The 14,005-nt window shown below is 53.4% G+C and carries 15 protein-coding genes; 8 read left to right on the top strand and 7 right to left on the bottom strand.

All coding sequences use genetic code 11. The annotated features are described in order from the left end of the window. Positions 1–66 precede the first annotated feature (66 nt). The gene (locus V7775_RS07140) at positions 67–522 is read left to right on the top strand and encodes a YHS domain-containing (seleno)protein (RefSeq protein ID WP_335751198.1); all 456 of its coding nucleotides are present in this window, start codon (positions 67–69) and stop codon (positions 520–522) included. A 37-nt stretch (positions 523–559) separates the two neighbouring features. On the opposite strand, the gene V7775_RS07135 is transcribed toward V7775_RS07140, so the two are convergent. The 3 genes from V7775_RS07135 to V7775_RS07125 all read right to left on the bottom strand — a co-directional run bounded on the left by V7775_RS07135 (position 560) and on the right by V7775_RS07125 (position 1,859). Then, the gene (locus V7775_RS07135; protein ID WP_335751197.1) at positions 560–1,078 is read right to left on the bottom strand and encodes a MarR family winged helix-turn-helix transcriptional regulator; all 519 of its coding nucleotides are present in this window, start codon (positions 1,076–1,078) and stop codon (positions 560–562) included. Between the two features lie 81 nt (positions 1,079–1,159). Then, entirely contained in the window at positions 1,160–1,450 is a 291-nt protein-coding gene (locus tag V7775_RS07130; RefSeq protein WP_335751196.1) for a succinate dehydrogenase assembly factor 2, read from the bottom strand. Beyond that, positions 1,443–1,859 (bottom strand): helix-turn-helix domain-containing protein, encoded by a 417-nt coding sequence (locus V7775_RS07125; RefSeq protein WP_335751195.1) that lies wholly within the window; start codon positions 1,857–1,859, stop codon positions 1,443–1,445. Before V7775_RS07125 ends, V7775_RS07130 begins: the two co-directional genes overlap by 8 nt. Before the next feature lie 91 nt (positions 1,860–1,950). Here V7775_RS07125 and V7775_RS07120 point away from each other — a divergent pair, with 91 nt between their 5' ends. Next, positions 1,951–3,153, top strand: coding sequence for a pyridoxal phosphate-dependent aminotransferase (locus V7775_RS07120; RefSeq protein ID WP_335751194.1), 1,203 nt, complete (start codon positions 1,951–1,953; stop codon positions 3,151–3,153). A 211-nt stretch (positions 3,154–3,364) separates the two neighbouring features. Next, positions 3,365–3,766, top strand: coding sequence for a hypothetical protein (locus V7775_RS07115; protein WP_335751193.1), 402 nt, complete (start codon positions 3,365–3,367; stop codon positions 3,764–3,766). On the opposite strand, the gene V7775_RS07110 is transcribed toward V7775_RS07115, so the two are convergent. Then, complete coding sequence (locus V7775_RS07110; protein ID WP_335751192.1) at positions 3,763–5,142, bottom strand: MATE family efflux transporter; 1,380 nt, start codon at positions 5,140–5,142, stop codon at positions 3,763–3,765. The two genes, V7775_RS07115 and V7775_RS07110, sit on opposite strands and share 4 nt — an antisense overlap. Positions 5,143–5,367: 225 nt before the next feature. Between V7775_RS07110 and V7775_RS07105 the strand changes: the two genes are divergently transcribed. After that, complete coding sequence (locus V7775_RS07105; protein WP_335751191.1) at positions 5,368–6,237, top strand: alpha/beta fold hydrolase; 870 nt, start codon at positions 5,368–5,370, stop codon at positions 6,235–6,237. Here V7775_RS07105 and V7775_RS07100 read toward each other — a convergent pair. Together V7775_RS07100 and V7775_RS07095 are read right to left on the bottom strand one after the other, a co-directional pair. Then, positions 6,234–6,842 carry a carboxymuconolactone decarboxylase family protein gene (locus V7775_RS07100; protein ID WP_335751190.1) on the bottom strand — a complete coding sequence of 203 codons (609 nt, stop codon included), beginning with the start codon at positions 6,840–6,842 and terminating at the stop codon, positions 6,234–6,236. The genes V7775_RS07105 and V7775_RS07100 overlap by 4 nt on opposite strands. A gap of 965 nt (positions 6,843–7,807) precedes the next feature. Further along, on the bottom strand, positions 7,808–8,473 hold the full coding sequence (locus V7775_RS07095; protein WP_335751189.1) for a dimethylsulfonioproprionate lyase family protein: 666 nt from the start codon (positions 8,471–8,473) through the stop codon (positions 7,808–7,810). Between the two features lie 182 nt (positions 8,474–8,655). Here V7775_RS07095 and parE point away from each other — a divergent pair, with 182 nt between their 5' ends. From parE to V7775_RS07080, 4 genes are all read left to right on the top strand, one after another. Further along, positions 8,656–10,617 (top strand): DNA topoisomerase IV subunit B, encoded by a 1,962-nt coding sequence (gene parE, locus V7775_RS07090; protein WP_335751188.1) that lies wholly within the window; start codon positions 8,656–8,658, stop codon positions 10,615–10,617. A 109-nt stretch (positions 10,618–10,726) separates the two neighbouring features. After that, complete coding sequence (locus V7775_RS24710; protein ID WP_443070098.1) at positions 10,727–11,065, top strand: DUF6693 family protein; 339 nt, start codon at positions 10,727–10,729, stop codon at positions 11,063–11,065. A gap of 625 nt (positions 11,066–11,690) precedes the next feature. After that, positions 11,691–12,371, top strand: coding sequence for a hypothetical protein (locus tag V7775_RS07085; protein ID WP_335751187.1), 681 nt, complete (start codon positions 11,691–11,693; stop codon positions 12,369–12,371). A 12-nt stretch (positions 12,372–12,383) separates the two neighbouring features. After that, entirely contained in the window at positions 12,384–12,818 is a 435-nt protein-coding gene (locus tag V7775_RS07080; protein WP_335751186.1) for a DMT family transporter, read from the top strand. On the opposite strand, the gene V7775_RS07075 is transcribed toward V7775_RS07080, so the two are convergent. Then, positions 12,815–13,795, bottom strand: a complete 981-nt coding sequence (locus tag V7775_RS07075) for an Ldh family oxidoreductase (protein ID WP_335751185.1) — start codon at positions 13,793–13,795, stop codon at positions 12,815–12,817. The genes V7775_RS07080 and V7775_RS07075 overlap by 4 nt on opposite strands. Positions 13,796–14,005 lie beyond the last annotated feature (210 nt).

The following is a 14,005-nucleotide window of genomic DNA, read 5'->3' as shown; positions in this document are numbered from 1 at the left end:
GTTTCTACACAGCGATGTGAGACTTACGTATGATCATCCCAAAGAACCACCCCAAGGAGCTAAAGTATGTCACCGATCCCCCGCCGCCGTGTCTTTGCCCTTGCAGCAGGTGCATACATCCTTGCAACCCTCCCAGTGCGGGCAAGCACCGCCCGAGTAGCTGTCAATGACAACGGCATAGCCATAGATGGCTATGACACAACTGCCTACTGGAGCATCAGCGCACCGCGCCATGGCGTGTCAAGCCACGTGGTGAATTGGGCAGGAAGCGACTGGCACTTCACATCCGCAGAAGATGCTGACACCTTTGCCGCTACACCCGAAGCATTCGCCCCCCAGTTTGGCGGATTTTGTACACGTGCGCTGTCGTTCAAGAAAATCATCAATGGCGACCCTGAAGTTTGGCGCATCTATCAAGGGAAACTTTATCTATTTGCCCAGCCCATTGGAGGCAGGAAATTTGATAAAGGCCAAGATGCGATGATCGCCAAAGCACAGGCATATTGGGACACATTGAACTAGTCACGTCGGGCGGGGCGCCCGACCCCGCCAAACTACGTTAGTAGATATAACGGATTTGATCAGTCCAATACCGCTCAACCCGTTTGAGCGAAGCCGTGATGTTAATAACCCCCTCAGGTCCAAGAACACCGCGATCTTCCAGCCCCCCTGCGTGGCGCGCAAACAGGTCTGCGACCACATCGCGGATATACCGACCATCCTCAGTAAGCTTGACACGCACCGAACGGCGATCAATCTCACAACGTTGATGGTGCATATACCCCATCTCGACCAGCTTCTTGAGGTTATAGCTCACGTTGCTGCCCTGATAATACCCACGGCTTTTCAGCTCTCCGGCAGTGACTTCATTGTCGCCGATATTGAACAACAGCAGCGCTTGCACTGCGTTGATCTCTAGCACACCGACGCGCTCGAACTCGTCTTTTATCACGTCCAGCAATAACCGGTGAAGCCGCTCTACAAGGGAGAGCGCCTCCAGATATCCGGTCATAAACCCCTTTTCTGGAAGGGATGTTGTCTCATTGGCTGGCAGCCCAATGGGATCCTGAATGCTCATACTACTCTCCGACTCTTTATGGCTCTGGGGCAGAGACTGAAGAATAAATCAGAATATTTCGTTAAAAGCAGTCAGATCAAATTATCCTTTAGAAATATGACCTTGGATATCTTTGATCATATCAGTGTACTCTGGCTTGGGTGCAAACTGGCGGGTAACCCATTGATACAAATCGTGATCATTTTCATTCAAAAGATTATCATACAGATTCAGCGACGCCTCATTCATGTCCGGTAGACGATCATTTGAATACGCTGACAGGATCAAATCCATCTCCTTGATCCCACGCCGCATCGAACGCATCGCAAGGCGTTTCACACGCACTTCACGCTGTTCATTTTCCGGCCGTTCGGGCTGAGGCATCTCAAACATCGCCTGTCTCCGTCAACATGACACGCAGCCGCTTTTCCAGACGGGCTACTTGTTTTGCACTCTGTGACAGCTCAACGCGCAAACTGCGCATTTCGGCTAACAGGTCAGCCGCGTCTCCAGACAACACGCCTGCATCTTCGGAACCGTCAAGGCCTTCACCTTCTCCGTTGATCAACCACATCATCGACACGTTAAGGAGACCTGCAAGGATCGAGAGGCGATTTGCACGTGGTTCTGACAGGTCATTTTCCCAGCTCCGCAATGTCGCTAGACGTACACCCAAGCGGCGCGCAAGAACAGCTTGGGTCATCCCCGCCGCATCTCGTGCAGCGGCAACGCGGTCGCCAAAGGTGGCAACATCTGGACCATACCAATCGGTTTCAGAAACGGTTTCTTCGGGAAGATTCATTACGTGCTCCTATTGCGCCAAATGCGCTTGCAACGGTGGGGGGGCACCCCCTATGACTGAATTGACTTACATATAACGCAATGAGGCCGAAATGGAACTGCTCTCCCGAACACTTGCCCGCGTCAAACCGTCTCCGACAATAGCCGTGACGACAAAGGCTCAGGAACTGAAGGCCGCTGGCCGTGATGTTATTGGTCTCGGCGCAGGTGAACCAGATTTTGACACGCCTCAGAATATCAAAGATGCGGCCGTCGCAGCCATTGCAGCAGGCAAAACGAAATATACAGCGCCCGACGGCATTATCGAGCTAAAGCAGGCGATCTGCGACAAATTCAAACGCGACAACGGCCTCGAGTATACCCCATCTCAAGTGAGCGTATCCTCGGGCGGCAAACAGGTGCTGTATAACGCGCTGATCGCCACCATGAACCCCGGTGAAGAAGTGATCGTGCCTGCCCCCTACTGGGTAAGCTATCCTGATATGGTCCTGCTGGCGGGCGGCACGCCTGTTGCGGTTGAAGCAGGGATCGAGCAGAATTTCAAAATGAGCGCAGCGCAGTTGGAAGCGGCGATCACCCCAAAAACCAAATGGCTCATCTTTAACTCTCCGTCCAACCCAACAGGTGCGGGCTATTCATGGGATGAGTTAAAAGCACTGACCGACGTTTTGATGCGCCACCCCCATGTATGGGTCATGAGCGATGATATGTATGAGCACCTATCCTATGACGGATTTGAGTTCTGCACGCCCGCGCAGGTAGAGCCCGCACTATATGACCGCACGCTCACGGTGAACGGTGTGTCAAAAGCATATGCCATGACAGGCTGGCGGATCGGTTATGCTGCAGGTCCTGAAAAGCTGATCTCGGCCATGCGCAAGGTGCAGTCACAATCTACATCAAACCCGTGTTCAATCAGCCAATGGGCCGCCGTTGAAGCACTGAACGGCACTCAAGATTATATTGCGCCCAACAACGAGATGTTTGTGCGCCGTCGTAATCTGGTGGTCAAAGCGCTCAACGCGATTGACGGCATCAACTGCCCCGTTCCAGAGGGCGCGTTCTATGTCTATCCTTCTATCGCGGGCTTGATCGGGAAAACCTCCGAAGCAGGCACATTGCTCGAAAACGACGAAGTATTTGCAACTGCATTGCTCGAAGAAACCGGTGTGGCTGTTGTGTTTGGTGCAGCCTTTGGCGTTAGCCCGAACTTCCGCGTCAGCTATGCCACATCAGATGAAAACCTAATCGAAGCTTGCAAGCGGATCACCGCGTTCTGTGCCGCATTGAAGTAGGCAACAAACGCTATCTAACGGCCGGACGTTTCCTGTTGGAACAGTCCGGTCTTTTTCGTTTTCTAAGCAAGAACCTGCAGCCTCAAAAAAGCTCGTTTCCTTGGCAAAAGGAGCCGCTAATGTGTAAGTTAGACGCTGTTGTCAAAATTGTCCTGTGCAGACAGTAAAGTAACAGGTATCTAGTTTTCAATTGCTACCAAAGGACGATTAAATGGCCGACAAACTGCCTGACTATTATTTTCGCGTTCGCGAAAACGGTGCATTTGTCTATCGTTTGGATACTGAGAATCGCCAGCGGCGCATTGAAATGGACCAGATCGCCGTCGTTAACATGCGCAATGGCGAGATAAAGCCTCAAGGCGACCGGTCCTTGTCAGAGCTGGACATCGCAGAAATCACTAAATGGATGGAGGACCGTGCGCGCGTTCTCGCCCATCGTGAGATCGATGATATTATGCGCGCCATCGACTATCTCAACACCACCGCACATTGGGTACAATCCCGTGCCACGGATGAGCAGTTAGAGGCGGTGACCGATCCGCTTTTGTTGGCTATGCACGATCTACGCAGCGCATTAGTACGCAAAAAAGCCGGACGACTAATCAAAGACTAGTCAGCCTCGTGTGCCGCGCGCTGTTGCTGGATCGTTGGCAAAACCGTGCGCCAGAACCGCAGGTTCAACAAGATCGCCGCCACTGCTAGACCAATCCCTAGGCCAGCCCAAACGCCAATCCCATCAAGCCCATAGGTAAAGCCAAGCAGGTATGAACACGGCATCCCGATGCCCCAGTAACTAATGGCGGCATACACCATTGGTAGACGCGTATCCTGCACCCCGCGCAGCACACCCAACGCAACCGCTTGGGTGCCGTCAACCAACTGGAACAATCCAGCCATAAACAAGATGCCAACACCGATCTGCAGGATCTCTACCCGCGCAGGATCATCCGCGAGGATGAAGATGCCGATGAAAAACTCGGGGAATAGAAAGAAGAAGGCAACTGTCACAACCGAGAACGCCAGCGACATCGCCGTCACTACAAGTGCCCCGCGCGCCAGATGTGGCGCGTCCGAGCGACCATAGGCATTGCCCGCGCGCACAGTGCCCGCATTGCCAAGCCCCAAATGCACCATAAACGTCAACGACGCGAGCTGCAGCGCAACGCCGTGCGCAGCAAGCGGAATAGTCCCCAACCAACCCATCATCACAGCAGAAGCGGCGAACAGGCCAACCTCGCTGAGGACTGTGATGGAAATGGGCCATCCCAATCGGAAGACCTTTTTCAACATGTCCCAATCAGCGCCCCATAAGCGGCGAAACAAATCATGCTCTGGCAGGTAAATACGGACATAAGCAACCACCCCAATTAGGGATACGATCTGAGTGCATAGCGAAGCCGCAGCCGCACCCGCCACCCCCATTTCAGGAGCGCCCCAATTCCCAAAGATAAGTGCATAGTTCACCAACCCATTCACAATGGCAGCAAGAAGGGTGATCCATAACACAACTTGTGTCCGTTCAAGCGCAGCCAGATAGCTCTTTAGAACCATCACAAAAAGCGCGGGCAAAATCCCCCACCCCGCAATAGAAAGGTAACTGGCCCCACTTACAACAATCGCCTCTTCCTGCCCCATCAGGCGCAAAATGGGTGCCGCAAAGACCATCAGTGGTAGCGCAAGTAACGCAAATCCAAAGCTTAACCATAGCCCCATGCGTGTCGCGCGCCGGATCGAGGTTTCATCCCCCTCCGCCTGATAGCTTGCCACCATAGGCATTACCGCCATCGCAAAGCCCGAGCCAAAGATAAACAACACAAAGAAATAGGTAGAGGCCAATGTCACGGCGGCCAGCGCCTCAACGCCGTACCATCCAAGCATGACAGTATCAGTCACACCAATAGACATCTGAGCAAGATGCCCGCCAATCAATGGCAGGCCCAAAACGGCAATAGCACGAGCGTGCGCGGAGGTGGTCATAACTTTAAGCATATAATCTCTCTAGGCCGATTAATCTGCTTGGGAAAGACGAGAATTGTACCAATTTTATTGCACCGTGATGTTACGTCACTTGCACAGGCTATGATTGTGTCAGGCCCCTGCCCCGTCCTAGGCTTTCCGCAGAAACAGATAACAAACCATACGTAAGCGAATGCATTGGCGCCCAATGCCATCCTCCTTGCGTCCGGTTTGAAGCTGTAGGGGAGGAGATACGCAATGGTCGACAAATGGACTGAGACAGTCGAACTAAACGGTGAGCAATTCTTTGTACGCCATTGGGGGGACAAAGACGCTCCAAAGATCCTGATGCTCCACGGGTTTCCCGAATTTTCCGGCGCATGGGCTGATCTGGCCCCGCTGCTGGCAACGCGGTTTCATTGTATCGCACCCGATCAACGTGGATACGGCCAAAGCTGGCGACCTGCGGAAGTTGAAAAATACAAAACCGCACTGCTTGTTTCTGATCTGGTTGCCCTCATCGGGGATGAACCGCTGATTGTGCTGGGTCATGACTGGGGCGCTTCGGTGGCCTATGCCCTGACAATCGGACGGCCTGATCTGGTGTCAAAGCTGATCATCATGAACGGCGTGCACCCTGCCCCTTTTCAGCGTGAACTTGCAAAAGGCGGGCCACAGACAGACGCCTCCCAATATATTCACTTCCTACGCCGCGAAGGGTCCGAAGAAATATTGGCAGAGAATAACTTTGAAAAACTGATGGGGCTATTTTCAGCCAATATGAATATGGATTGGCTGAGTGGTGAAACGTTGACCCAATATAAGGCAGCATGGCGCGATGTGTCTGGCCTGCGTGGCATGGTGAACTGGTATCGTGCCTCGCCTTTGAAAATTGGCGGTCCGGGTGAAGCCATTGAGGGCCTCACATTTGATCCTGCACGCCTGCAAGTGCGCTGCCCACATCTGCTTGTTTGGGGTACAGCCGATACCGCCTTGCGCCCCGAAACCACGCAAGGTCTGGAGGATTACGCCCCAGACCTTACGCGGATCGAAATCCCAGATGTTGACCATTGGCTGCACCACCAAAAACCACGCGAAGTCGCTGATGCAATCCTTGGCTGGCTTTAGCGGTGGTTCCAGTCGTCCGGATCGGCATTATTGTTGGGGCTAAGACCGATGACATCGCCATCGGTTGAACACCCAAGGCCCAGCACAGTGCGGTTGGCATAACAGAAATACGCCGTGACCTGATTGATCTCGAGGATTTCACCATCTTCCCAACCAGCCGCGCGTAGGGCCTGAACATCAGCCTCAACCATCCCTGCGGGCGTCTCAGCTAACTTCTGAGCATAGTGCATCGCTGTTTTCTCACGGGCATCAAGTGGCATCGCGTCGATGTCACCAGCCCCAATCGCAGCCCTCAATGCGTCTGAGCGCGGATCATCCGCCAACAGCCGCTTCATGCCCGCGAAATGGTGATCAACACAATATCCACATCCGTTGGTCTGGGAAACCCAAACACCAATCGCTTCCAAGAACCACTTGGGAATGGTGTTGGCGCTATGATGCAGGATGTACTTATACACCGCCATATGCGCCTCCATCGTATGCGGACGTAACGAGTGCATCATCATGATGTTATCGACATTGTTATCGGGGCCGGTAACGCGGGCGTATAACTGCTTGAGCTTGCCTGTCGCGGCCTCAAAGGGAACGGTTTTGATCCAAGCCATTGGGTACTTTCTGTGATTGGTGTGTCTACACCTCATATCAGCGAATTGCGGAGCGCGCACGCTTTGGCTTGTTCTGCGTTGTCTTTTAAAACTTTCATTGTCTGCTAAGCGGGACTTAGTTCACCTTCGCAGCAGTCGCGCCAAGGTCCGCTGTTAAAACTTATCTCACCTCTCATCAAATCGCCCAAATAGGCCGTGGCACACTCTTCAAAGTAACATCTTCGCCCTGACTTTCTTTTTCTGGCACATTGAAATTAGCCGTAGAACCGAAGTCACTATCACTTACGATTCCCCTCTTGGGCGACAAATGTCAGAGAACCTACGTTATGCGCTGCCATCTCCGAATAACCGCTCGACCCAATTTCAGCGCTAAAATAGTACTGCCGCAAAAACCGATTATCAGAACCATCCCCCGCAGAACACATTCGTCGCCGTTGAGTCTTGCAGCATTTCGAAGGTCTCCAAAATCGTTTTCGTTGGTGTCTCCCCAAAATAATACCAAAATCAAAATTCCTAAAAGAGCTAGCATCTTAAAGGAATCGTACCCTAAATACATGGCCGTCAAAGCAAGTGCTATTGAACCAACATGACTACTAGCCGGGAGGGAATCAGCAACTGTGTTGCGCAACTATCAATGTAGGCGGGATATGGTGAGTAATGGCCCGAAACAGCCAGCAGAAGCCCAGAAATGCAACATATCATTATAGGCATCGCGAGAAATCTCGCTGCTAGCTTCAATGGCCAAAACACTGGATGTTATTCACTTTCTATTAGCGGCTGAATGCCGTTGCCAAGTTTAACGATTAGCATTTGTTGATAAAAGGGGGTTAAGTTCGGTGTTCGCACAAATCTAACTCAATATGAAGCGTCCGCATCGCTAAAGCTGTCATTCACTCAGAGCGCAGCATCGGTCGTTTTGGGCTCCAAGCGGACACCAAACACTTCCTCAACTCATCCCTAATCAATCACTTCCGAACCCTAGTAAAAACCATCTTCTGCTCGTGCAAATCCGCCTTATCCCCAATCCACGCATAGGCCAGTAATGCAGGTTCACGGTCGCCCACGGTAATGCGGTGCAAATGATCGGGTGGGTTGAAAATCATCGACCCGGGAACATAAACGCCTTGGTGATTTTCCGACACCGCCCCAGACAGGCAAACATAGCTTTCTGTGATGCCCTTATGTGCATGTGCAGGGTAGGTGCAACCGGGGGCAAACAGAACCACGCCAAGGATGATTTCCTCGCTGAAAACAGGACCACTAAGCCCCGCCAGCTCAGCGTAGGCATAACTATTTGCCAGCCCCTTCGGCACTTTTTCATAGCCATACTGCCAGCTGAGCTGGTCATTTACCGCATCAAGCGCACGCACCACAGGCGCCAATACACCTTGGCGCCCCTCATCCAGCGCACGGCGCAAATGGGCTGTCACTGGTTTTACGGCACGCTGCTGCGTCTGCAGCTGGCCATTTTTCTTCAGCAAGCGGCTAATCGCCTCACGTACTTTGCGTTGATGGCTTTTGATCCGGTCGCTCCCCCCTGCGGGCAGATAGCGATACAGCTCATCGTATTCTTGCAGCAAATAGCGCCAATCCGGCACATCACGAAGGGTCTGATCAATGGGGGTGGTCATGGCAATGCTCCGTCTCTTCCCTGTCCGATTAGCCCTAGATACACGATCCAAAAACAGAAAATCGCCGCCAAACGACGCCGCCGCTGCATTTGCCTGTCGTTTATGTGATCTGGGCGATTGCCGACTTGCCCGGCACCTGTCAAAATGACCCCAATCAAAAGCAACAGCAGCAGGCCCATCTCATGTCAGATCTACTCTCCGGCAATACCCCAGAGCCTTCCGATTACAACGCCTCGTCCATTGAGGTGCTTGAGGGCCTTGAACCTGTTCGCAAACGCCCGGGCATGTATATTGGCGGCACGGATGAACGCGCGCTGCACCACATGGTCGCCGAAGTTCTCGACAACTCGATGGACGAAGCTGTTGCTGGTCACGCAAACCGGATCGAAGTCGAACTGCATGCGGATTATTCTATTACGATACGCGACAACGGGCGTGGTATTCCGGTTGATCCCCACCCCAAGTTTCCGGACAAATCCGCGCTTGAGGTGATCTTGTGTACATTGCACGCAGGCGGCAAATTTTCGGGCAAGGCGTACCAGACATCAGGCGGCCTGAACGGTGTGGGATCCTCGGTGGTCAACGCCCTTTCGGACAGTATGATTGTCCAAGTTGCGCGTAACCGCGAGCTCTATGAGCAGAAATTTTCACGCGGCAAACCGCTTGGCCCTATTGCGAAACTGGGTGCTGCCCCAAACCGACGCGGCACAACGGTCACGTTCCACGCAGATGAAGAGATTTTTGGCAGCCACCGCTTTAAACCCTCTCGCTTGTATAAATCTGTCCAATCCAAAGCCTACTTGTTTTCCGGCGTCGAAATCCGCTGGAAATCCGAAATCCCTGATGGCGACACCCCTCAGGAAGCAACATTCCATTTCCCCGGCGGGCTATCCGATTACCTAAGCGAGACATTGGGCAACGCCACAACATACTCCGAGGCCGCATTTGCGGGCACCGTGGATTTTAATGATAAATTCGGCGAGGCAGGCAAGGTCGAATGGGCCATCAACTGGACCCCTGTGCGCGATGGTTTCATCCAGTCTTATTGTAACACCGTGCCCACGCCCGAAGGCGGCACACACGTGGCAGGTTTTTGGGCGGCGATCCTGAAAGGCATCAAAGCCTACGGCGAGCTGAGCAGCAACAAAAAGGCCGCACAAATCACCCGAGAAGACCTGTTGTCTGGCGGCTGTGCGCTGGTGTCGTGTTTCATCGCGGAACCTGCATTTGTGGGCCAAACCAAGGACCGTCTGTCGTCCGAAATCGCCGCTAAAATGACCGAAGGCGCTGTGCGCGACCACTTTGACAACTGGTTGGCCGCTGACACAAAATCCGCTGGTGCGATCCTTGATTTCCTTGTCCTGCGCGCTGAGGAACGCATGAAGCGCCGCCAAGAAAAAGAAACCGCGCGTAAATCAGCCACCAAAAAGCTGCGCCTACCCGGCAAGCTGACGGATTGCACATCCAAAACCCGCGAAGGTACCGAGCTGTTTATCGTGGAGGGCGACTCGGCCGGTGGATCAGGCAAAGGCGCGCGCAACCGCGTGAACCAAGCCCTGCTGCCGCTCAAGGGTAAAATCCTCAACGTGCTGGGCGCGGCATCCAGCAAACTGCACACCAACAGCGAGATCAACGATCTGTGCGAGGCGCTTGGTGTTGGCATGGGGACGAAATTCAAACTTGATGATCTGCGCTATGACAAAGTCATCATCATGACCGATGCGGACGTGGACGGCGCGCACATTGCGGCGCTGCTGATGACGTTCTTTTACACGCAAATGCGCCCGATGATTGACGCAGGGCATTTGTACCTTGCCTGCCCGCCCCTGTTCCGCCTGACCCAAGGCGCGCGGCGCGTTTATGTGGCTGATGATGCAGAGAAGGATATGTATCTGGAGAAGGGCCTAGGCGGCAAAGGCAAGATCGACCTGCAACGCTTTAAAGGTTTGGGCGAAATGGACGCGAAGGACCTCAAAGAAACCACCATGGACCCCGCAACCCGCAAACTGATCCGCGTCACCGTGGATGAAGATGTACCGGGCGAAACCGCCGATCTGGTGGAGCGTTTGATGGGGAAGAAACCAGAGCTGCGTTTTCAGTACATTCAGGAGAACGCTAAGTTTGTTGAGGAGTTGGATGTTTGAGTTAGATCATTAATGATCAAAAGCATAAATGCCTGCCTTTACAACGCCCATCTTTCCCTTAATAATTGAACTTTCGAATTTACCCAACTCAATTCTAAAGAGAAGATAAATGCAATTAAACGGCTACAAACTCAAATGTGACTACTCTGTTGGCGAAGCAATCGGCCAAATAATAATTTGGCTATTTCTTTCGGTTATTACTCTCGGCCTCGCGCTCTTCGTGCTGCCATACTATTTTTTAAAAGCCCCTCTAAATAGATGTACTCTGGTAGATCCTATGGGCAAAGCCGTTGGGAAGGTCTCGGTTGAGGTCTCGTTCGGTGACATATTGGGCCACGCACTAATTTGGTTATTGCTTACAATAGTCACTCTAGGTTTGGCATATCTTATTTACTGGCCTGCCGTTGTTAAACGGCTTTTAAACGCCGCGACAGTTAGAGACCTCTGAACATCAGTCAATCAAACCTTCAGTTAGAAAGCCCCTCTCCATGGAGGGGGGTAAGACCCACATATGCAAGTGAACTATCAGGTTCAGGGACCCAAGCTCTATGATGCCTTATACTAATTGATTTTGGAAAAAAGGATAAGACGAAGTGACGCTTCAGCCAATTGTGCATTTTCCGTCACAGATCGGAACGCGCTAGACGTATGGGATGGCACATCTGACGTTATGGGAACCTTGATTGCCTCTTTGTAGGCTCCAAACCTAGATAATTGGTTTCATTATTTCTGATCCATAGCTCCGGCCTTTGTGAGGGGACATGGCCAGAGCTGAGTTAAGCGCCCTTAAGCGGCGGCGCTCATGTAGGTCAGGGTGGTGAAGCCCCAAATGCTCATCAGTGCGACAAAACCGAATACTGTAGGTGCAATTACTCTCAACATATCAATTTCCTTTCCAAGCAGCCTAAGCTGCGGTGTGCGCCGCGGAAGCTGTTTGCCCCTGCGATCTGATATTAAGATAGGAACGAACCTTTGAAACAATAAGATAGCAAACGGTCACTCTGTTTCACTGCCGCGTCAGGAAACGTAACATTCCACTTGCGCTTGGGCTGGGCCGTGGCACTAATGCCCTCATGCGCATTGCCTTTTTGATCCTATTGTTCCTCGCCGCGTGTGGTCGTCCACTTACGGACGCCGAGCGCGCGTTTGCCGCTGATATCCACGGCCCTACCCTCAATTACGACCGCGTGCGCCTGCATGACGGCGCGCCGACCCGCGCGGTGACGTTCAAGCGCAAGCCGCGCCCGCGCACCACCTGCCGCGAGCTGATCTTTCCGCCCAATCCACCTGAGGAAAAGGTGGTGACCTCCAAACCTGCCGCAGTGGCGCTGTATAATACTGTGCTGTTTGACAAGGATTGGTTCCTTGAGGATTACCTGCCCGATTACCCCAACCGCGTTGGGCTGGTGGCCGCGATGTTGCTCAGTCATGAGCTGACCCATGTGTGGCAGTGGCAAAACCGCAAGCTGACGGGGTATTCCCCGCTCAAGGCCGCGTCCGAGCATAGCCCCGGCGGTGATCCCTATCTGTTTGATCTGACCGACCAAAAATTTCTGGATTTCGGATATGAGCAACAAGGTTCGATTGTCGAAGAACTCGTCTGTTGTCGCGCGTTGCAGCCCCAAGGCGCACGCACCGAACGCCTACACAGCCTTGTCGCCCAAGTAATGCCCGTCGCCCCCCTACCGCAAAGCCCTGCCTATGATGTCGGGTTGCCGTGGGACGGGGTTGACCTAAAACGAATTTGTCAGTGAGCCCCCCCCCCCATGACACAATATGCCATCGTGATGATACTGGCAGGGTTTGGCATTCCCATCCTCGCCGCAATGAACGCGCAACTGGGCGGCTGGATCGGCTCACCTGCTGCGGCAGCTGCCGTGCTATTTGTTGTGGCGTTTTCGGTCGCAGTGGTTGTAGCTCTGATCGTAGCCCCGCAAGGCTTTGCCAAACTGCCTACCGCGCCCAAACACCTGTTTCTAGCGGGCGTGCTCATCGCATTTTATTTGCTGAGCATCACATTCATCGCGCCCCACTTTGGCATCGGGAACGCGGTGTTTTTTGTCCTACTGGGCCAGCTCTTTTCGGCCGCACTGGTGGATCACTTTGGCATGTTCGGTGCGCAAGTGTCCCCCATCAGCCTAACGCGGGCGGCGGGCATTGCCACCATGGCGATAGGTGTTTGGCTGACGCAGCAGGCTTAGGCGTTCGCCAATTCGGTTATCAGCGCCCATGTGTCCTCGCCCACCTCAACTGGGTCCATGGTGATCTTATTCTGGCCAGGCATCCGCGCGCCGTCATCTTGTGCGATGTGTTCAGACAGAGCCTGAATTTTCTCACCGAAATCAGAACTCACTGACGGGTCGATCAGCAAATAGTATTGGCCAAGATCATGCGGCGCGCCCGTCGGTGCCTTAAGCGGTTTAACATCGCGCGACATGACCGATCCCGTCACTGCGGCCGCCAAAATTTCAGCCATCAGACCAAAGCCCCAGCCCTTGTACCCGCCCATAGACACAAGCGACCCTTTGATCGCAGCCTCTGGGTCTGTCGTCGGGTTACCGTCGGCATCCAACGCCCACCCCTCAGGAATGCTTTGCCCTGCGGCTTTAGCCATGGTGATTTTGCCCAAGGCAACAGTGGTGGTGGATTGGTCAAACTGCATAGCGACGCCACCCTGCCCATCTGGCGCGGAAAAGGCGATGGGATTGGTGCCAATTGCACGTGTTTTGCCTCCGGGGGGCGCAACGATGGGGGATGCATTGGTAAACCCGATGCCGATCATACCTGCCAATGCGATCTGTTCGGTGAAATACCCCAGCGACGTGCAGGTATGAGCGTGGGCAACCGCAAGCGATGCAACACCCGCACGGCGCGCAGCGTCCAAAGCCACAGGAAGCCCATGCGCAAACGCAGGCTGGGCAAAGCCAAATCCCGCATCCACCACAACAGCCGCTGTGCGCGGAGTATCCACCTGCGGCCTTACCGTTCCCGACACGCGACCTGATTTTAATTGCTGGCAATAACTCTCAACATAATAGAGCCCACAAATCTTGTTGCCGACACTCTCGGCCTTGCGCACCGCGCGGGCCACTTCAGCAGCAGGAAACGCATCAGCACCATGCGCAGCAAGCGCGCGGCGCACAGTCTGTTCGATCTCATCAAGGGTAATAAGTGGCATTAGGTTTGCTCCGGTCTGAAAGTTTTATATGACAGACCAGTCGGGTACCGCTTCGTCAAGCATCTAGCTGCCAGTAAGCGTCTCTATAGGTATGAATTGTCTACTCGCCTTGGGCCGTTCGATCTCAGCATCACCTGTATCATCAACATCATAACGGCCAGAAAATCTAATGACCAGAGACCCCATTGGCGCGTCAAATGGAGATCACAC

The sequence above is a fragment of the Sulfitobacter sp. genome, from assembly GCF_036960155.1.
Lineage (GTDB): Bacteria > Pseudomonadota > Alphaproteobacteria > Rhodobacterales > Rhodobacteraceae > Sulfitobacter.
The sequence above is the reverse complement of the archived record's forward strand: the minus strand, read 5'-3'. Positions and strand labels throughout refer to the sequence as shown.

Bases quoted from the DNA above. Each gene is read 5' to 3' on its own strand.
- V7775_RS07140 (WP_335751198.1), top strand. From the start codon at position 67: ATGTCACCGATCCCCCGCCGCCGTGTCTTTGCCCTTGCAGCAGGTGCA.
- V7775_RS07135 (WP_335751197.1), bottom strand. From the start codon at position 1,078: ATGAGCATTCAGGATCCCATTGGGCTGCCAGCCAATGAGACAACATCC.
- V7775_RS07130 (WP_335751196.1), bottom strand. From the start codon at position 1,450: ATGTTTGAGATGCCTCAGCCCGAACGGCCGGAAAATGAACAGCGTGAA.
- V7775_RS07125 (WP_335751195.1), bottom strand. From the start codon at position 1,859: ATGAATCTTCCCGAAGAAACCGTTTCTGAAACCGATTGGTATGGTCCA.
- V7775_RS07120 (WP_335751194.1), top strand. From the start codon at position 1,951: ATGGAACTGCTCTCCCGAACACTTGCCCGCGTCAAACCGTCTCCGACA.
- V7775_RS07115 (WP_335751193.1), top strand. From the start codon at position 3,365: ATGGCCGACAAACTGCCTGACTATTATTTTCGCGTTCGCGAAAACGGT.
- V7775_RS07110 (WP_335751192.1), bottom strand. From the start codon at position 5,142: ATGCTTAAAGTTATGACCACCTCCGCGCACGCTCGTGCTATTGCCGTT.
- V7775_RS07105 (WP_335751191.1), top strand. From the start codon at position 5,368: ATGGTCGACAAATGGACTGAGACAGTCGAACTAAACGGTGAGCAATTC.
- V7775_RS07100 (WP_335751190.1), bottom strand. From the start codon at position 6,842: ATGGCTTGGATCAAAACCGTTCCCTTTGAGGCCGCGACAGGCAAGCTC.
- V7775_RS07095 (WP_335751189.1), bottom strand. From the start codon at position 8,473: ATGACCACCCCCATTGATCAGACCCTTCGTGATGTGCCGGATTGGCGC.
- parE (WP_335751188.1), top strand. From the start codon at position 8,656: ATGTCAGATCTACTCTCCGGCAATACCCCAGAGCCTTCCGATTACAAC.
- V7775_RS24710 (WP_443070098.1), top strand. From the start codon at position 10,727: ATGCAATTAAACGGCTACAAACTCAAATGTGACTACTCTGTTGGCGAA.
- V7775_RS07085 (WP_335751187.1), top strand. From the start codon at position 11,691: ATGCGCATTGCCTTTTTGATCCTATTGTTCCTCGCCGCGTGTGGTCGT.
- V7775_RS07080 (WP_335751186.1), top strand. From the start codon at position 12,384: ATGACACAATATGCCATCGTGATGATACTGGCAGGGTTTGGCATTCCC.
- V7775_RS07075 (WP_335751185.1), bottom strand. From the start codon at position 13,795: ATGCCACTTATTACCCTTGATGAGATCGAACAGACTGTGCGCCGCGCG.